The sequence below is a fragment of the Agrobacterium salinitolerans genome (assembly GCF_027498475.1).
GTDB lineage: Bacteria > Pseudomonadota > Alphaproteobacteria > Rhizobiales > Rhizobiaceae > Agrobacterium > Agrobacterium salinitolerans.
Genome location: NZ_JAPZLN010000001.1, coordinates 1637964 through 1657009 on the forward strand (window position 1 = coordinate 1637964; position 19046 = coordinate 1657009).

At 59.6% G+C, this 19046-nt stretch carries 15 protein-coding genes; 10 read left to right on the plus strand and 5 right to left on the minus strand.

Annotated elements, in window-relative coordinates:
• Window positions 1–209 precede the first annotated feature (209 nt).
• From O9X91_RS07815 to O9X91_RS07840, 6 genes are all read left to right on the plus strand, one after another.
• On the plus strand, window positions 210–1655 hold the full coding sequence (locus O9X91_RS07815) for an FAD-binding oxidoreductase (RefSeq protein ID WP_269833839.1): 1446 nt from the start codon (window positions 210–212) through the stop codon (window positions 1653–1655).
• Between the two features lie 116 nt (window positions 1656–1771).
• Entirely contained in the window at window positions 1772–2488 is a 717-nt protein-coding gene (locus O9X91_RS07820; protein WP_077981316.1) for a FadR/GntR family transcriptional regulator, read from the plus strand.
• A 201-nt stretch (window positions 2489–2689) separates the two neighbouring features.
• Entirely contained in the window at window positions 2690–3850 is a 1161-nt protein-coding gene (locus tag O9X91_RS07825) for a fumarylacetoacetate hydrolase family protein (RefSeq protein WP_137412318.1), read from the plus strand.
• 21 nt (window positions 3851–3871) lie between these two features.
• A complete protein-coding gene (locus O9X91_RS07830) occupies window positions 3872–4402 on the plus strand; it encodes a TRAP transporter small permease (protein WP_077981314.1) in 531 nt (176 codons plus the stop codon).
• 4 nt (window positions 4403–4406) lie between these two features.
• The gene (locus tag O9X91_RS07835) at window positions 4407–5684 is read left to right on the plus strand and encodes a TRAP transporter large permease (RefSeq protein WP_077981313.1); all 1278 of its coding nucleotides are present in this window, start codon (window positions 4407–4409) and stop codon (window positions 5682–5684) included.
• Between the two features lie 41 nt (window positions 5685–5725).
• Window positions 5726–6733: a TRAP transporter substrate-binding protein gene (locus O9X91_RS07840; protein WP_137412319.1), complete on the plus strand. Its 1008-nt coding sequence runs from the start codon at window positions 5726–5728 to the stop codon at window positions 6731–6733.
• Window positions 6734–6839: 106 nt separating this feature from the next.
• On the opposite strand, the gene acs is transcribed toward O9X91_RS07840, so the two are convergent.
• Complete coding sequence (gene acs / locus O9X91_RS07845) at window positions 6840–8792, minus strand: acetate--CoA ligase (RefSeq protein ID WP_077981324.1); 1953 nt, start codon at window positions 8790–8792, stop codon at window positions 6840–6842.
• A 230-nt stretch (window positions 8793–9022) separates the two neighbouring features.
• Here acs and O9X91_RS07850 point away from each other — a divergent pair, with 230 nt between their 5' ends.
• The gene (locus O9X91_RS07850; RefSeq protein ID WP_162520501.1) at window positions 9023–9724 is read left to right on the plus strand and encodes a DUF1013 domain-containing protein; all 702 of its coding nucleotides are present in this window, start codon (window positions 9023–9025) and stop codon (window positions 9722–9724) included.
• A 59-nt stretch (window positions 9725–9783) separates the two neighbouring features.
• On the opposite strand, the gene O9X91_RS07855 is transcribed toward O9X91_RS07850, so the two are convergent.
• Entirely contained in the window at window positions 9784–10443 is a 660-nt protein-coding gene (locus O9X91_RS07855; protein ID WP_142912927.1) for a YggS family pyridoxal phosphate-dependent enzyme, read from the minus strand.
• Window positions 10444–10636: 193 nt separating this feature from the next.
• Between O9X91_RS07855 and leuS the strand changes: the two genes are divergently transcribed.
• The 3 genes from leuS to holA are packed head-to-tail and all read left to right on the plus strand — an operon-like array spanning window position 10637 to window position 14854.
• Window positions 10637–13267 carry a leucine--tRNA ligase gene (gene leuS / locus O9X91_RS07860; protein ID WP_142912926.1) on the plus strand — a complete coding sequence of 877 codons (2631 nt, stop codon included), beginning with the start codon at window positions 10637–10639 and terminating at the stop codon, window positions 13265–13267.
• Window positions 13260–13805, plus strand: coding sequence for an LPS assembly lipoprotein LptE (locus O9X91_RS07865; RefSeq protein ID WP_162520500.1), 546 nt, complete (start codon window positions 13260–13262; stop codon window positions 13803–13805). Before leuS ends, O9X91_RS07865 begins: the two co-directional genes overlap by 8 nt.
• An 11-nt stretch (window positions 13806–13816) precedes the next feature.
• Window positions 13817–14854, plus strand: a complete 1038-nt coding sequence (gene holA, locus O9X91_RS07870; RefSeq protein ID WP_142912925.1) for a DNA polymerase III subunit delta — start codon at window positions 13817–13819, stop codon at window positions 14852–14854.
• A 75-nt stretch (window positions 14855–14929) separates the two neighbouring features.
• Here holA and fdxA read toward each other — a convergent pair whose 3' ends face one another.
• The 3 genes from fdxA to O9X91_RS07885 all read right to left on the minus strand — a co-directional run bounded on the left by fdxA (window position 14930) and on the right by O9X91_RS07885 (window position 18913).
• The gene (fdxA, locus tag O9X91_RS07875; protein ID WP_035222116.1) at window positions 14930–15268 is read right to left on the minus strand and encodes a ferredoxin FdxA; all 339 of its coding nucleotides are present in this window, start codon (window positions 15266–15268) and stop codon (window positions 14930–14932) included.
• A 158-nt stretch (window positions 15269–15426) separates the two neighbouring features.
• Window positions 15427–15843 carry an RNA-binding S4 domain-containing protein gene (locus O9X91_RS07880; RefSeq protein WP_142912924.1) on the minus strand — a complete coding sequence of 139 codons (417 nt, stop codon included), beginning with the start codon at window positions 15841–15843 and terminating at the stop codon, window positions 15427–15429.
• Window positions 15844–15847: 4 nt separating this feature from the next.
• On the minus strand, window positions 15848–18913 hold the full coding sequence (locus tag O9X91_RS07885; protein ID WP_142912923.1) for a helicase-related protein: 3066 nt from the start codon (window positions 18911–18913) through the stop codon (window positions 15848–15850).
• Between the last annotated feature and the right edge of the window lie 133 nt (window positions 18914–19046).

Consider the following 19046-nt stretch of genomic DNA (forward strand, 5'->3'; position numbering starts at 1 on the left):
CTCCTCTTTGTCCCGACCATTCTCCCGAGACCGAAAAAACATCATCGGCCGACCGACCGATAAATTAGCTTGTAAGGTTGTCTGATAACCTTATATGATCGAGTTGAAAATAGTATTTTTTTACAAACTGGAAAAAGCAAGGGCGCCGGCAAAATCAAGGCACGTCCCTTGCCCGGGCACTTTAGGGCGGATTGGACGGAGAGGGTGAAATGACGATCGTGAGCGAACACGATATCGAGGAACTGCGGTTCTCGCTGAAGAACAGGCTGGGCGAAGCTTTGCTGCTGACATCGCAAGAGGACATGCTGCGCTATTGCCGCGACTGGCATGGCGACGTCACCAGCTCGGCCGTGGCCGTTATCCGCCCCCGTTCGACGAAGGAAGTTTCCGACACGGTCAGCGCCTGCGCCGAACTCGGCCTCTCCATCATTCCCCAGGGCGGGAATACCGGTCTGGTGCTCGGCGGCATTCCCGATGCCCCCAAGCGTCAGGTCGTATTGAGCCTCGAGCGCATGAACGCCATCCGCACCATCGATAGCGACGATTTTTCCGCCGTCGTGGAGGCCGGCTGCATTCTCTCGGAATTCAAGGATGCGGTTGAGGAAAAGGGTATGTTCTTCCCGCTGTCGCTCGGCGCACAGGGCAGCTGCCGCATCGGCGGCAACGTCTCCACCAATGCGGGCGGCATCAATGTCCTGCGCTACGGCATGACCCGCGAACTGGTGCTGGGTCTGGAAGTGGTCCTTCCAGATGGCACCATCTGGAACGGGCTTTCGACGCTGCGCAAGGATAATCGCGGCATCGATCTGAAGCAACTCTTCATCGGCTCGGAAGGAACGCTCGGCATCGTCACAGCCGTTGCCGTCAAGCTTTACCCTAATCCTGAACATGTCGAGACGGCGCTGCTCGGCCTCGATTCGCTTGATGATGCCATCAAGCTTTACCGCCGCGCGCGCCGCGAATGCTGCGACCTGATGTCCGCCTTCGAATTCATGCCGCCTGTCGCCTTCACGCTGGCGATCGAAGCTATACCCGACCTGAAAATGCCGATTGCCGGCGATTACCCCGCTTACGTGCTAATGGAAATTTCAGGCTCCGGTCTGGTGGACACGGCCGACCTGATGGGCCGCTTCCTTGAGGGTGTGATGGAAGACGGCTTGGTGCTGGACGGCGTGATCGCTTCTTCACGGGCACAGGCGCAATCGCTGTGGCTGTTCCGCGAAGGCATGAACGAAGGGCAGGCGCTGCGCGGCGCACATATGCGCACCGACATTTCCGTGCCCTTGTCGAAACTCGCCGCTTTCGTGGCAGAAGCCGAGGCGGAACTGGCGGAAAAACTGCCGGAGTGCCTGGCGGTTTCCTACGGCCATGTCGGAGACGGCAACGTCCACCTCAACGTGCTGCCGCCGAACGGTTCGACGCCGGAAGAGCGCGAAGCATTTATCTACAAGTCCAAGACACTCGTTAACGAGGTCCTCGACCGCTACATCGGCAGCATCAGCGCCGAACACGGCATCGGCCGCCTGAAACGCTCTGATTTCGAAAGCCGGCTATCTGATGTGCAGCGCCGGATGATCACGGGTCTGAAAAACGCCTTCGACCCTGATTTGCGGATGAATCCCGGTTGCCAGATAACCCTGCAACCGGATAGCTAATCGAGGACGGCGAAGGCGGCTGAAAGCGCCGCCTTTGAAAACCCCGCGGACGGCGAAGGAGGAAGTCGCCTACCGCGGGAAAACGAACCAATCGTTTCTGTGGAACGGGAGCAACCATGACGCTGGAGTTCAGTCAGATTCATCGCAACGACCATCTGCCCGGCCGGATCGCTGCGGAGATTGCGCGCGAAATCAATGATTCGAAGCTCGGACCGGGCGACAGGTTGCCAACCGAACATGTTTTGGCAAAAACCTTCGGGGTCAGCCGCTCGGTCATCCGCGAGGCGATCGCGCAATTGCGCAACGAAGGTTTTGTTGAAACCCGGCAGGGCGTTGGCGCATTCGTCACCGATCCCCGGCAAAGACTGTCCATCCGAATCGAGCGATCGCGGCTGAACGATCCGGAAAATTTCCGCGATCTTTTCCAGCTTCGCATGCCACTGGAAATAGAAGCAGCCGGGCTGGCCGCACTGCACCGCAGCCCGCAGCAGTTGACGCGGCTAGCGGCAGCTTTGGAAAAGATGAAAACCGCCGACGATTGGTCGACGGAAGGCGTCGCGGCCGATCTTGACTTCCACCGCATTCTGGCGGAAGCGACTGAGAACGAATATTTCCTGATGTTCCTCGGCTTCATCGCGGAACGCATCAGCTCCGCCATCAATATTGCTTTTTCGCGTGCAGTTTTTGGTGAAATTCTCGAGGTGACGATCGCCGAGCATGTGGCAATCTACGAGGCCGTCGAGAAGGCCGATGCCACAGCTGCCAAGAACGCCATGCGCAAGCACCTGATCGGTGCTGCAAGTCGGGTCAATCTCGAACTCGACATCTTCTGAGCCGCAAATGAGCAGGCCGAAAAAGCTATAGGACAGGTTTACGATTTTCCGGTAATTGAGGCACGGAACACGATAATTTTGTCGGCGTAGCCGCTAGACTCGCAGCAAAAGTCATACTAAGAAGAATAAGATTAGGTTGTCAGACATCCAGACAATAAGACCGCAGGAGGCGGCCTGTGGGGTGCTGAAGGGGAGAACTACATGACCGGAAAAAGGTCCATCGACGCTGCCGCAATTTTGCCTGAAGATTTCGAAAACGCGCTGCTCGTCGGCCGCGTCTGGTCGAAAAGCGAAGACGGCCCCTGCCCTGTCCTGCTGAAGGGCGGCGTGCTTTATGACCTCACTTCGATTTCCCCAACCATGTCCGAACTTCTGGAAAAGACGGATCTGGTGCAGAGGCTCGCCGACACCGGCTCTCTTGTCGCACTCGGCGCGCTGGAAGCGTTTCTGGACGGTTCCGCCGGCGAACTCCTTGCCCCCAACGATATTCAGGCTGTCAAGGCCGCCGGTGTCACTTTCGCCGACAGCATGCTGGAACGCGTGATCGAGGAGCAGGCCAAGGGCGATCCGCTGCGCGCGCAGGAAATTCGCGGACGACTGGCGCCGGTTCTCGGCGACAATCTCAAGGGACTTGAGGCCGGCTCCGAAAAAGCTGCCGAAGTGAAGAAACTGCTCCAGGAAATGGGCCTCTGGTCGCAATATCTGGAAGTGGGCATCGGCCCGGATGCGGAGATATTCTCCAAGGCGCAGGCCATGGCTTCTGTCGGCTGCGGAGCGCTGATCGGCGTTCACCCGAAGTCGCAGTGGAACAACCCGGAGCCGGAAGTGGTGCTCGCCATCACCTCAGACGGCCGCATCGTCGGCGCAACGCTCGGCAACGACGTCAACCTGCGCGACTTCGAAGGTCGTTCCGCCCTGCTGCTCAGCAAGGCGAAGGACAATAACGCATCCTGCGCGATCGGTCCCTTCATCCGCCTGTTCGACGGAAACTTCACCATTGAAGATGTGAAGAGGTCGCAAATCTCGCTTTTGGTCGAGGGCGAAGACGGTTTCACCATGACGGGCGTCAGCCCGATGGAGGCGATCAGCCGCACGCCGGAAAACCTTAGCTCCCAGCTCTTGAACCGTAACCACCAATATCCTGACGGCGCCGTCTTCTTCCTCGGCACGATGTTTGCGCCGGTCAAGGACCGCCATGGCCCAGGCCTCGGCTTCACCCATTCGAAGGGTGACCGTGTCGAAATCTCCACGCCCAAGCTCGGTAAGCTGATCAACTGGGTCACGACGACGGACGAATGCCCGGAATGGACGTTCGGCACCGCGGCCCTGATGCGCAACCTGGCGAAACGAGGGCTGCTCTAGATATTTCTTCGGGAGGGGAAAATGCAGAAGATCATCAATCTCTTTTACCGGATTCTCGAAATCATTCTCGTCCTGCTGCTTGCCGGCATGGCGATCATGGTCTTCGTCAACGTCGTCATGCGTTACACGATGAATTCGGGCATAAACGTCTCGGAAGAATTGTCACGCTTCTTTTTCGTGTGGCTCACCTTCACCGGCGCCGTCGTCGCCTTCAGGGAACATGGTCACATGGGTATCGAAACCATGGTGATGTTCCTGTCGCGCCGCGGCCGCATCCTCTGCATGATCTTATCAAACATTGTCATCCTCACCTGTTCCGCCATCTTCTTCTGGGGGACGTGGAAGCAGTCTGGCATCAATGCCAGCATGCATGCGCCAGTCACCAAGCTATCGATGATCTGGGTCTACGGCATCGGCATGTTCACCGGCGCCCTGATGTTCATCATTGCGCTGGAACGTCTGTACCGGCTCGTTACGGGCCGCGTGACGGAAGACGAAATCGCCCAGTTCGCGGGCGAAAACATGACGATCGAACAGCTTTCGGAGCGCTGATACCATGACACTCCTCGTTTTTGTCGGCTCTCTGCTCGGCGCTATGGCGATTGGCGTTCCCGTCGCTTTCTCGCTGATGTTTTGCGGCGTTGTGCTCATGTGGTATATGGGCATGTTCAATACCCAGATCATCGCTCAGAACATGATCGCCGGCGCGGATACATTCACGCTGCTCGCCATCCCTTTCTTCATTCTGGCCGGTGAACTGATGAACTCTGGCGGCCTCTCCCGCCGCATCATCGATTTTGCGATCGCCTGCGTCGGTCATATCAGGGGCGGTCTCGGGATCGTCGCCATCATGGCGGCCATCATCATGGCCAGCATCTCCGGCTCGGCCGCAGCCGATACCGCGGCGCTTGCCGCAATCCTCATCCCGATGATGGCGAAGGCCGGTTACAACGTGCCGCGCTCGGCAGGTCTCATTGCTTCCGGCGGTATCATCGCTCCGGTCATCCCCCCCTCCATGGCCTTCATTGTTTTCGGCGTTGCCGCCAACGTCTCGATCACCCAGCTCTTCATGGCGGGGATCGTACCGGGCCTGCTGATGGGCCTTTCATTGGTCGCAACCTGGTTGTTCGTCGTCCGTAAGGACAACATAACGCCGCTTCCGAAGACCACGGCCAAGCAACGCATGCGGGCAACAGCACGTGCCGGGTGGGCGCTCGGTATGCCGGTTATCATTCTCGGAGGGATCAAGGCCGGCATCATGACCCCGACAGAAGCCGCTGTCGTGGCCGCTGCCTACGCCCTGTTTGTCGGCATGGTGGTCTACCGCGAACTAAAGCCGAGTGAGCTTCCGCACGTGCTCCTGCGCGCAGCCAAGAGCACCTCGATCATCATGTTCCTGGTCTGCGCCGCACTCGTCTCCGCATGGCTTATCACGGCTGCAAACATTCCGAACGAGGTTGTCGGTTACATCGAACCGCTGATCGACCGTCCGATGTTCTTGATGTTTGCGATCATGGTCCTGATCCTGGTCGTCGGTACTGCGCTCGACCTGACACCCACCATCCTGATCCTGACGCCCGTTCTGATGCCGATCATCAAGCAGGCGGGCATCGACCCAGTCTATTTCGGCGTCCTCTTCATCATGAATACCTGTATCGGTCTCATCACGCCCCCTGTTGGCGTCGTGCTGAACGTCGTCAGCGGCGTCGGTAGGGTTCCGTTGGGCCGCGTCACGGCGGGCGTACTGCCTTTCCTGCTGACACAGGTCGCCGTGCTGTTCCTTCTGGTGATTTTCCCGGACATCGTCCTCGTACCACTGCAGTATCTCCGTTAACCCGCAACCCGCTTCTCGCAAACAATCCAAGGGAGGATATTATGAGAAAGCTTCTTCTGACCACCACGGCAATCGCTTTCGCAGTTGGCACTGCTGCCCCGGCAATGGCCGAATTCAACAGCCGCAACATCCGTGTTTCCAACGGCATCAACCAGGACCATCCGGTCGGCAACGGCATCAAGGCCATGCAGGCCTGCCTCGACGACAAGTCGGGCGGCAAGCTGAAGCTAACCGCATTCTGGGGCGGCGCGCTCGGCGGCGACCTCCAGGCGACCCAGGCCCTGCGCTCCGGCGTTCAGGAAGCGGTCGTAACGTCCTCGTCGCCGCTCGTCGGCCTGATCCCGTCGCTCGGCGTCTTCGACCTGCCGTTCCTGTTCTCCAACGCCAAGGAAGCCGATGCCGTCATGGACGGCGCCTTCGGCGACATGATGAACAAGAAGCTGGAAGAACAGGGCCTCGTAAACCTGGCCTACTGGGAAAACGGTTTCCGCAACCTGTCGAACTCCAAGCGTGCCGTGAACAAGTGGGAAGATTTCTCGGGCCTCAAGGTCCGCGTGATGCAGAACAACATCTTCCTCGACACCTTCCAGAACCTCGGCGCCAATGCAACGCCGATGGCCTTCGGCGAAGTCTTCTCGGCGCTGGAAACCAACGCGATCGACGCGCAGGAAAACCCCTATGTGACGATCGACACCTCCAAGTTCTACGAGGTGCAGAAATACGTCACCGAGACGAACCACGCCTATACGCCGTTCCTCTTCCTCTTCTCCAAGCCGATCTTCGACAGCTACACGCCCGAAGAACAGGCCGCCCTGCGTGAATGCGCGGTCGTCGGCCGCGACGAAGAGCGCAAGGTCATCCGCGAGCTGAACCAGAAGTCGCTGGAAAAGATCAAGGCGGCTGGCCTCGAAGTGAACACGCTGTCTCCTGAAGAACAGGCGCGCATTCGCGAAAAGTCGATGGTTGTCTACGAAAAGCACAAGGCTGAAATCGGCGCCGACATCGTCGACGCCGTTCTGGCGGACCTGAAGAAGATCCGCGGCCAGTAATCCTGACTGAATACAACTAAAAACACCCGGAGGTTCCGCCTCCGGGTGTTTTTGTTTGTGAAAATCGCCAATAGAAAAAAGGCTGCCGGAGCAGCCTTTCAACGGATCACGCCGTACGGTTCTGCCGGTTGGCGATGAGGTCGTCGACAACGGCCGGATCGGCTAGCGTCGACGTATCTCCCAGCGCACCAAAGTCATCCTCGGCGATCTTGCGCAGGATACGCCGCATGATCTTGCCGGAACGGGTTTTCGGCAGGCCCGGCGCGAACTGGATTTTATCCGGTGTCGCAACCGGGCCGATTTCGTTGCGGACGTGCTTCACCAGCTCCTCGCGCAATGAATAATCGCCGTTCTGGCCCGCCATCAGCGTGACATAACAATAAATGCCCTGCCCCTTGATGGGATGCGGATAACCGACAACGGCTGCCTCCGAAACAAGGTGATGCGACACCAGCGCCGATTCCACTTCAGCGGTGCCGAGACGGTGGCCCGACACGTTCAGAACGTCATCCACGCGGCCAGTGATCCAGTAATATCCATCCTCGTCACGACGGCAGCCGTCACCGGTGAAATATTTGCCCTTGTAGGTGGAGAAGTATGTATCGACGAAGCGCTGGTGATCGCCATAGACGGAGCGCGACTGGCCCGGCCAGCTGTCGATGATGCACAGATTGCCGTCCGCCGGTCCTTCCAGCACATTGCCTTCGGCATCGACCAGCTGCGGCTGCACGCCGAAGAACGGCCTTGTGGCCGAGCCGGGTTTCAGATCGGTCGCGCCCGGCAGCGGCGAAATGAGAATGCCGCCGGTTTCCGTCTGCCACCAGGTATCGACGATCGGGCTCTTGTCCTCGCCGACCACATGGTAATACCACTCCCAGGCTTCCGGATTGATCGGCTCGCCGACCGTGCCGAGAAGCCGCAGGCTGCTGCGCGAGGAGCGCTTCACGAACTGGTCGCCCGCCCCCATCAGCGATCTGAGCGCTGTCGGCGCCGTATAGAAGATATTGACCTTGTGCTTGTCGATGACTTCCCAGAAGCGGCCCTGATCCGGGAAGTTCGGAACGCCTTCGAACATCAGCGTCGTCGCGCAATTCGCAAGCGGCCCGTAGACGATATAGGAATGGCCGGTGACCCAGCCGACATCGGCCGTGCACCAGTACACCTCACCGTCCTTGTAGTCGAAGACATATTCATGCGTCATCGACGTATAGACGAGATAGCCGCCCGTGGTGTGCAGCACGCCCTTCGGCTTGCCGGTGGAGCCGGACGTATAGAGGATGAACAGCGGATCTTCCGCGCGCATCTTCACCGGCGGGCAATCCGGTTTCACGGTAGCGATTTCCTGATGGTACCAGATGTCTCGGCCCGGCGCCCAGCCGGTCTTGCCACCGGTGCGGCGTACCACCAGAACCTTGTTAACGATGACATATTGCTTGGCGGCAATATCGATCGCCTTGTCGGTGTTTTCCTTGAGCGGGATCGGCTTGCCGCCGCGCACGCCTTCATCGCAAGTGATGACGAAGGTCGATTCGCAGTCGACGATACGGCCGGCCAGCGCTTCTGGCGAGAAGCCGCCAAAGACGACGGAGTGGACCGCACCGATGCGCGCGCAGGCGAGCATCGCATAGGCCGCTTCCGGAATCATCGGCATATAGATCGTGACGCGGTCACCCTTCTTGACGCCGTGCTTCTTCAGCACGTTGGCCAGACGGCAGACATAGTCGTAGAGCTGATTATAGGTGATCTTCTTGTCGATATAGGGGTTGTCGCCTTCCCAGATGATCGCCGTGCGCTCGCCATGCGTCTTCAGATGCCGGTCGATACAGTTATAGGAAACGTTGGTCAGGCCATCCTCGAACCACTTGATCGGCACGCGCCCCTTGAACGACGTATTCTTGACCTTGGTATAAGGCTTGAACCAGTCGATCCGACGGCCGTGCTTGTCCCAGAACTTTTCAGGATCCTCGACGCTCTCCTGGTACCATTTCTGGTAACGCTCATTATCGATGAGCGTGCGGGCTTTCGCCGACTTGAGCACCGGGTAGATTTTGGCAGACATGAACTCCTCCTGGAACCGGGTATGGCTTCTGACGCGGCCCGAGACTCCCACCTCAGGCATGTGTTGAATTCATAGCAGGTCAATTGCGCACGGCAATTAGACAAAGGTCATTTGTTTCGCAAAGAATTGCAATTATGATGCAATCCGGTTATAGAGCGGCAATATCCCGGAAATCAGTGGTTGATACCACGCCCGCGACACCGGCGCGGACGGACAGAAGGACTGTATCTATGGCTCAACAATTGCTCATGCCAAAGGCAACGGCTGTATGGCTGGTTGACAACACCGCGCTGTCGTTCGATCAGATCGCCACGTTCTGCAAACTGCATCCGCTCGAAGTCAAGGCCATTGCCGACGGTGAAGCCGCGCAGGGCATCAAGGGTCTCGATCCGATCGCGACCGGACAGCTCTCCCGTGACGAAATCGCCCGCGCGGAAGGCAATCCGAACCACAAGCTCAAGCTTTCCGAGCCTAAGGTTCGCGTGCCGGAATCCAAGCGCCGCGGCCCGCGCTACACCCCGGTTTCCAAGCGTCAGGATCGTCCGAACGCTATTCTCTGGCTCGTTCGCAACCACCCGGAACTGAAGGATGCGCAGATTTCGCGTCTCGTCGGCACCACAAAATCGACGATCGAACAGATTCGCGACCGCACCCACTGGAACTCGGCCAACCTGACGCCGATGGATCCTGTGACGCTCGGCCTCTGCAGCCAGATCGATCTCGACCTCGAGGTCGAACGCGCCTCGCGCGGCCGTCCGCTGCCGACTGCCGAAGAACTGGATAACACGCTGCAGCCGGCAACGGCGACGGAAGGTCTGGACTACAGCTTCCAGCGCGAGGAAGACGAGCAGATCGACGCCGATGCGGTCTTCAAGAAGCTCAGCTCGCTGAAATCCACGCAGAAGGACGAAGACGAGGACGATCACTACTGATCGGACGTCTTTTAGAGTTTAAAAACCCGGCCTCAGCGCCGGGTTTTTAATTTGCAACCTTATCGCGCACCGAAGATCGCCGAACCCACACGAACACTCGTCGCGCCGAATTCCACGGCAGTTTCGAAATCGCCCGACATGCCCATGGAAAGCTTCTCAAGCCCACATTGTTTGGCAAGCTTCGCCAGAAGCGCAAAATGCGGGCCCGGATTTTCATCCGCCGGCGGAATGCACATCAGTCCTTCGACCTGCAATTTCAGCTCATCCCGACAAAAATCCACGAAAGCTACGGTCTCACGCGGGTCGATACCCGCCTTTTGCGGCTCAAGGCCAGTATTGACCTGCACATAAAAACGAAGGCTGCGACCCTGTTTACGGCATTCTTCGGCAAGCGCGCGGGCGATCTTCTCCCGGTCGACACTTTGCACCACATCAAACAGCGCCACGGCGTCCGCCGCCTTGTTGGACTGTAGCGGGCCGATCAGATGCAACTCGATATCAGGCGTCTTCTGCTTAAGCGCCGGCCACTTGCCCTGCGCTTCCTGCACGCGGTTCTCGCCGAACACGCGCTCACCGGCATCGATGACCGGCTGGATCGCCTCCGCGTCGAAGGTCTTCGAGACCGCGACGAGGGCAACATCCGCCGCCTTGCGTCCGGATTTTTCCGCAACATCGGCAATGCGCTGCCTGACATCCTCGAGACGTGCTTCGATTTCCATCACAAGACCTTCATTTGAACCATTCGCAACGCTAACTAGCCACCGATTGCCTTGATGCCAAGCGCCTTTAGCACCATTTGAGGCACGCTGGCCAAGATTGAACGTCCGAACGTCCCGCCAAACTTGACGCCCCGGTCGTTTCATGGTGAAGGTCAGCGCACATTTTTCCCCTCGATACCCGGAATTTTAGACAATGGCCATCGAACGTTACAATCCTCGCGACGCCGAGCCGCGCTGGCAGCAAAAATGGAACGAGGACAAGGTTTTCGTCACCGACAACAGCGATCCGCGCGAGAAATATTACGTTCTAGAGATGTTTCCCTATCCTTCGGGACGCATCCATATGGGCCATGTCCGCAACTACGCGATGGGCGACGTCGTCGCCCGTTACAAGCGCGCCCGCGGTTTCAACGTCCTGCACCCGATGGGCTGGGACGCCTTCGGGATGCCTGCCGAAAATGCGGCCATGCAGAACAAGGTTCATCCCAAGGACTGGACCTACCAGAACATCGCCACCATGCGCGGCCAGCTGAAATCCATGGGCCTGTCGTTGGACTGGACCCGTGAGTTCGCCACCTGCGATGTGGAATATTACCATCGCCAGCAGGCGCTGTTCGTCGACTTCATGGAAAAGGGTCTGGTCTATCGCAAGCAGTCCAAGGTCAACTGGGACCCGGTCGACCACACCGTTCTGGCCAACGAGCAGGTGATCGACGGCCGCGGCTGGCGCTCCGGTGCGTTGGTGGAACAGCGCGAACTGACGCAATGGTTCTTCCGCATCACCGATTTTAGCCAGGACCTGCTGGACGAGCTGGATACGCTCGACCAATGGCCGGAAAAAGTGCGCCTGATGCAGAAGAACTGGATCGGCCGTTCCGAGGGCCTGTCGCTGCGCTGGCGGACGGTTGCCGACACGGCGCCGGAAGGTTTCTCCGACATTACCGTCTATACGACACGCCCCGACACACTGTTCGGCGCCTCCTTCCTGGCGATCGCCGCCGACCACCCGCTGGCCAGAGAACTGTCCGCGAACAATCCGGCGATTGCCGAGTTCTGCGACGAATGCCGCCGCCATGGCACCTCGCTCGCAGCGCTCGAGACGGCTGAAAAGAAGGGTATCGATACCGGCGTTAAGGTCGTGCACCCGCTGGACCCCAGCTGGGAACTGCCGGTCTATGTCGCCAACTTCGTGCTGATGGATTACGGCACCGGTGCGATCTTCGGTTGCCCATCGGGTGACCAGCGCGATCTGGATTTCGCCCGCAAATACGGCCTGCCGGTCGTGGCCGTCGTCGCCCCTGAAGGCCCCGATGCCGCAAACTTCACCATCGATGATACCGCCTTCACCGATGACGGCGTGATGATCAACTCGGGCTTCCTGAACGGCATGAAGACGGCTGACGCCTTCGAGGCCGTCGTGCAGAAGCTTTCCACGCAGACGCTCGGCAATACGCCGCAGGCAGAGCGCAAGGTCAATTTCCGCCTGCGCGACTGGGGCATTTCCCGCCAGCGTTATTGGGGTTGCCCGATCCCGGTCATCCATTGCGAAGTCTGCGGTGTGGTCCCGGTTCCGAAAAAGGACCTGCCGGTCAAACTGCCCGATGACGTGACGTTCGACGTGCCCGGCAACCCGCTGGACCGGCACCCCACCTGGCGCCATGTCTCCTGCCCGCAATGCGGTCATGACGCGCGCCGCGAAACCGACACGATGGATACATTCGTCGATTCCAGCTGGTATTACACGCGCTTCACCGCGCCGTGGGAAGACGCGCCGACCGACCCGAAGGTCGCCAATCACTGGCTGCCGGTAGATCAATATATCGGCGGCATCGAGCATGCGATCCTCCATCTGCTCTATTCGCGCTTCTTCACCCGCGCCATGCGCGAAACCGGCCATGTCGGCGTCAAGGAACCCTTCAAGGGCCTGTTCACGCAGGGCATGGTGGTGCACGAGACCTATAGCCGCGGCGAAGGCACGGCGCGCGAATGGGTGCCGCCTGCGGAACTGCGGATCGAGGAAAGCGACGGGGCTCGCCGCGCATTCCTGCTCTCGTCCGGCGAAGAGGTGAAGATCGGCTCCATCGAGAAGATGTCGAAGTCGAAGAAGAACGTGGTTGACCCGGATGACATCATCGCATCCTACGGCGCCGATACCGCACGCTTCTTCGTCCTGTCGGACTCTCCGCCCGATCGTGACGTCATCTGGTCCGAAGCCGGTGTGGAAGGCGCAAACCGGTTCGTCCAGCGCGTCTGGCGCATCATCGGCGAAGCGGCGGAAGAGCTGAGAACCGTCCAGCCGAAGCCTGCGACCGAAGGCGAAGGGCTGGCGGCCTCCAAGGCGGCCCACAAAACGCTGAAAGCTGTGCAGGAGGATCTGGACAAGCTCGCCTTCAACAAGGCCATTGCCCGCATCTATGAACTGGTCAATGCACTCGCCGGTCCCCTTGCGGATGTCGCTGCGGGCGGCAAGTCTAATGACGTCAAGGCGGCAGCGCGTGACGCCGTCGAAATCCTCATCCGCATCATCGCCCCGATGACGCCACATCTGGCGGAAGAATGCTGGTCCGTACTGGGTAACACGGGCCTCGTGGCCCAGACGCCGTGGCCTGCCTTCGTCGCTTCGCTGGTCGAGGAAAACGATGTCGTCATGCCCGTGCAGGTCAACGGCAAGAAGCGTGGCGAATTGACAATCGCGCGCGATGCGGATCAAGATGCGGTCCGCACGGCCGCCCTTGCGCTGGATGCCGTCAAATCCATTCTTGCCGGTGGCGAGCCCAAGAAAGTCATCGTGGTTCCGCAGAGGATTGTGAACATTGTTGTCTGACGTTTTTTCAAGATGGAGCCGCGCCGCGGCAGCGATTTCCGTCGTGACGATGGCTGGTCTTCTGGCGGGCTGCCAGGTGCGCCCGCTTTATGGGGAAGCTTCCGGCACCAAGGAAAGGCTGGCGGCCGTCAGCGTCTCCGATATCGGCGGCAGGGCCGGGCAGGAAGTCCGCAATCAGCTGATCTTTCTAATGGCTGGCGGCGCAGGCCAACCGGCCACGGCTCAATATAACGTCAAGGTTTCCGTAAGCTCGAGCGCTACCTCGACGGAAGTGCAGAATTATGACCTGACGACCCGCTCGAACAATAATTACGATGGTCCTTACCCTGGTCGTGTCGTGATGAGTGGTCAATATGTGCTGACGCGGGTTTCCGACGGTCAGATCCTGCGCTCCGCACGCCGCAGCGTAACGGCGCAGGTGGATCTGCCGCAGCAGGAATTCGCCAAGATCCGGGCAACTCGCGACGCCGAAAACCGTGCGGCCCGGGAACTTGCCGAAATCATCCGCACCGATATCGCCGCCACCCTCGGCCGCTGAGAGCGGCGGCCGTGACGGAGATAAAGTCCCATGAATTTGAGCGCTTCGCCGAAAACCCGGCGGAGCGCTTTCGTGTTTTCGTGCTTTACGGCCCGGATCGCGGTCTCGTGTCGGAACGCGCAGGCGTCATCGCCAAAAAGACCGGTATCGATCCCGATGACGCTTTCGCATCGCTGAAACTGACCGCATCCGATCTACAGGGCGACCCCGGCCGTTTACTCGACGAGGTGAATGCCATCGGCCTTTTCGGCGGCGAAAAACTCGTCTGGGTTAAAGGTGCTTCGTCCGAAAAGGCGCTGGTGGACGCCCTCCAGATTCTGGCGGAAACGCCACCGGAAGCGAGCTTCCTCATCATCGAAGCAGGCGACATCAAGAAGGGTACGGGACTGCGCAAGATCGCAGAACCGGCGCGCTCCATCGCAGCCATCCCCTGCTATGCCGACGATGCGCGCTCGTTGAACGCATTGATCGATCAGGAACTCTCAGCCGATAATCTGCGTATTGCGCCGGCCGCACGGCAGAGGCTGATCGAATCCCTTGGCGGCGACCGTATCGCCTCGCGCAACGAAATCCGCAAACTGGCGCTCTATTGCCGTGGAGCCGACGTGGTCGAGGAGGACGATGTACTGGCGATCATCGGAGACGCCAGCACGGTTTCCGCCGACGATGCTGTCGACGCCATTCTGAAAGGCGACAGAAACGCCTTCTTCCACGCAACGCAGAAGATCGTCTCTTCGAAGACCCCGATCTTCCTCGTCCTCCAGGGATGCCTCAGGCAATTCCAGTTGCTCGACCAGATGAGGGCCGAAATGGATGAGAAAAAACTGCAGGCCGGTCAGGTCATGCAGACACTTGGGCGCCACATTCATTTCCGCAGAAAACCCATCATCGAAAGAGCGCTGCGAACATGGCAGCCAGCGGCGATCGCCCGCGAGATGAACCGTCTGCAGGCCGCTATCCTGCAAAGCCGTCAGCGGCAAAGCCTGGAGGAAAGCGTGGCCCTTCTGACATTGCTGTCGACCACGCTGCAATCCGGCCGCAGCGGATGACGCTCAGCAAAAAGCCCTCGCAGCAACAACTCGAGGGCTTTTTAAATCATGGTTTTCGCTGTCAGGCCGTAAAAATCAGTCGCCCTGGCCGGGTTCGGCGGAGAAATAGAGATCGAGCTTACCTTCGACGCCGTCCATCTCCTTGGCTTCCGGCATCGGGTCACGCTTGATGGTGATATTAGGCCAGATCGCCGCATATTCGGCATTGAGCTTCAGCCATTTGTCAAGGCCCGGCTCCGTATCGGGCTTGATGGCTTCGGCGGGACATTCCGGTTCGCACACACCGCAATCGATGCATTCATCGGGATTGATCGCGAGGAAATTTTCACCCTCGTAAAAGCAGTCGACGGGGCAGACCTCAACGCAATCGGTATATTTGCAGCGGATGCAATTGTCGGTCACGACATATGTCATGATGAACTCCAGAATATGCAGGCCGGGTCTTTGGGCTTCGGAACACAAGCCGTCGCCCGGAATTCAGACAGGGCAATTTCGCAAGTGACGTAATGCCTTTGCTTACAGATAGCAAGGATAAACAATTCTGAAAAAGGAGTGTGACCCGGAGGTTTATTCTAATCTTTGCTTCCGTCGCTGTCAGACAGAAACCTGTCGAGCGCCCTGCGCTCTTTTTTGGTGGGACGCCCGCTGCCCGGCTGGCGCAACGCCTGCTCAAGAGGCGTCATACTGTCGGAAGGTTCCCGTGGCGGCGTCTCGTCCTCATAGAGAAGTCTGGCTTCCTCATAGGGTCCACGCCGTGTTCCGCCGGACTTGACGACGAGTACCTTGTCCATCCGCTCAAAGCCGATCTCCAGCCTGTCCCCCGCCTTCAGCATGTGGCTGGGCTGGCGGATGGCAACGCCATTGACCCTTACGTGGCCCGACTGAATGTAGCTCTGGGCCAGCGAACGGGATTTGGCCATGCGGGCAAAGAACAGCCACTTGTCCAGACGCTGACGCGTGCTTTCGAGTGGCTGTTCGCTGCTTCCCATGGGCTTACTTCTTCAGCTGCTCCTTGAGAGCAGCGAGCTTTGCGAAAGGCGAATCCGGATCGAGCGGCTTTTCCTTGCGCGGCGGCTTGGCTTCGAAGCGCTGCTGACCCTGCGGCTTACCACCACGGTCATTGCGTTCCGGCCGGTCCTTGCGCTCCCCGCGATCGTGACGATCGTTGTTGCGGTTGTTGCCACGGTCCGGACGGCCACCATCGCGCTTGCGCTCGCCGTCGCCGCTGCGATTGGCACTTGCACCGTCACGATTGTCGCGACGGCCTTCACCGCGACGCTCGCCCTGTTCGCGCGCTCCATCACCACGGCCCTGACCGCGATTGCCGGGACGACGGTTTTCGACACGCTGATTTTCGTTGCGGCCACCCGGACGCCACAGAAGAACGGGCTTGGGCTCGGCGGCCTCAGCGCTTTCCGGCGCAGCCTCGGCTGCGACAACCTCTTCGCTGGCAGCCACCGGCGCCTCGACAGCTTCGCCTTCGACAGCAGCCGCCGTCTCGGACACCTGTTCTTCGGAAGCCGGCTCGTGTTCCTCGGTCTCGACGCTTTCCTCTTCAGCCGTCGCCGCTTCCGCGGCAGCCGGAGCAGAGGCACCGGCGTGGCTGGCGAGGAAGGCCTGTGCCTCTTCCGCCGTCACCTGATCGGCGCGGTAACCGAGGCCCTTGAGAATTTCTTCCATGTCATCAAGCGTCGCGCCGAGAATGGAAAGCATGGCGGTCGTCGTCGTGAAACGGCGACCGTCATAAGCGCCTTCCGGGCGCGGCTGCTGACCGGGTTTCCACTGCAGCAGCGGGCGGATGAGATCGGCCAGACGCTCGAGAATATCGATACGCACGGCACGCTTTCCGAGGAAGCGGAAACCGGCGAGCTTGTAGAACATACGCTCGAAGCTGGCATCGGTGACGACCGAGGTACGGCCTGCGGCCAGCACCGGAATGAGATCGCCGTAACCCGGCTTTCTAAGGCCATCATTTTTCAAAGCCCAAAGCAGCGTCACAAGCTCCGCCGGAGCGGGCTTGAGAAGTGCGGGCAGGAAAACGTGATAGGCGCCGAAACGCACGCCATAACGGCGCATGGAGGCGCGCGCGTCCTGATCGAGGGACTTCACGTCCTCGGCGACGTCGCGGCGGAACAGCACGCCAAGATTTTCCACGAGCTGGAACGCCAGACCCTTTGCCAGGCCCTGAAGATCTTCTGCGCGGGAAATATCGTCCAGCGGCTTCAGCACGGTCGCAATCTGGTGATTGACGAAACGCTCGACGCGCGCCAGCGCGTGATCACGGGCATTGCCGTTCAGCTGTTCGTCGGCAAGCAGGATCACCCGCGGCTTCATGATGTTGTCGCCGGCCGAAAGCCGGGCAACCGGCTCGCCCAACCAGCGAACCAGACCATCGGAGCTCAAAGCGAGATCGCCGTTTCCACTGGCATGCAGACGCGCGGCGCGCGCCTCGTATTCGAGCGCGAGCGCTTTTTGCGCCGCAGCCTGCACGGCCTTCTGATCCGGCCCTTCCATTCCCGGCACCGGGGTGAACCGGAACCCGGCCAATTGGCCGACGTGATGTCCTTCTACGAAGACATCACCATTTACACTGATTTCAGCTTCAAGCATCGCATTCTCTCTCAGGCGCCTCATGAGCACAGATGTCCTGCGATCAACAAAGCGTTTCGTCAACCTTTCATGTAGCGCATCGGACAATCGATCCTCGATTTCCCGAGTCTTTTCTTGCCAGTGTGTCGGATCGGCAAGCCATCCTGGGCGGTTCGATACATAAGTCCATGTTCTGATCTGCGCAATCCTCGCAGACAAGGTATCGATCTCCCCATCCGTGCGATCGGCGCGACGCACCTGCTCGGCCATGAAATCCTCGTTCACCGCCCCGCGCTTGACGAGATCGAAATAGAGCGTGGAGATGAGGTCGGCATGCTGTGCGGGGGCGATGCGGCGATAATCGGGCAGCGCGCAGGCCTCCCAGAGTTTTTCCACCCGCACATCCGTCGTGGTCACGTCGATGATTTCAGGGTAACGCGACAGATATTCCAGCGCCTGCTGGTCGATGGCCGGCAGGGCGCGCGAAAGCCCCTGGATCGTCGGCGCGGCGTCAAGGCTCGCGCGCAGATTGGCGATGGAGGAAAAATCGAAATTTTTCGTCCGCCACTGCAGCACCTTCACCGCATCGAACTGATGGGTTTCGATCCGCTCGACCAATTCGTCATCGAACGGATCGACACGCCCCGTCACGCCAAACGTACCGTCGCGAAGATGGCGGCCAGCGCGGCCGGCGATCTGACCGATCTCGCCGGGATTGAGATTACGGAACTGATAACCGTCGAATTTGCGGTCCTGCGCAAAGGCGACATGGTCGACATCGAGGTTGAGTCCCATACCGATGGCGTCCGTAGCGACAAGATATTCGACGTCGCCCGACTGGTAGAGGCCTACCTGCGCATTGCGCGTGCGCGGCGAAAGCGCTCCCAGCACCACAGCCGCGCCGCCGCGCTGGCGGCGCACCAGTTCAGCGATGGCATAAACCTCATCGGCGGAAAAGGCGACGATCGCCGTGCGTTGCGGCAAGCGGGTGATCTTCTTCTGACCCGCATAAAAGAGTTGAGACAGGCGCGGCCGCTCGACCACGGTTATTCCCGGCAGCAGTTTTTCAAGGATAGGGCGCATCGTGCCCGCGCCGAGCAGCAGCGTTTCCTCCCGCCCGCGCAGATGCAGCACCCGGTCGGTGAAGATATGCCCGCGTTCGAGATCGCCCGCCAACTGCACCTCGTCTATCGCAACGAAGGCGGCCGTCGTCTCACGCGGCATGGCTTCCACCGTGCAGACGGAGTATTTGGCTTTGGGAGGCGCAATTTTTTCTTCGCCGGTAATCAGCGCCACATTCGGCGCACCCACTTTTTCAACTAGGCGGGTATAGACCTCCCGCGCCAGAAGACGCAGCGGCAGGCCAATGACACCGCTTCCATGCGCGACCATCCGCTCGATCGCGTAATGGGTCTTGCCGGTATTGGTGGGGCCGAGAACGGCCGTGACACCGCGGCCGCTCAGGATCATGGGGCGAAAATTCAACGTACTATCCGCGAATCGACTTCATCTGCTTGCTTTGCCGCCCGACATTGCTGATGGGCCGCAGGCCTCACACATGGCAACGCCCGCAGCCAAAGGCAATAGGCCTCACCCGCAAAGT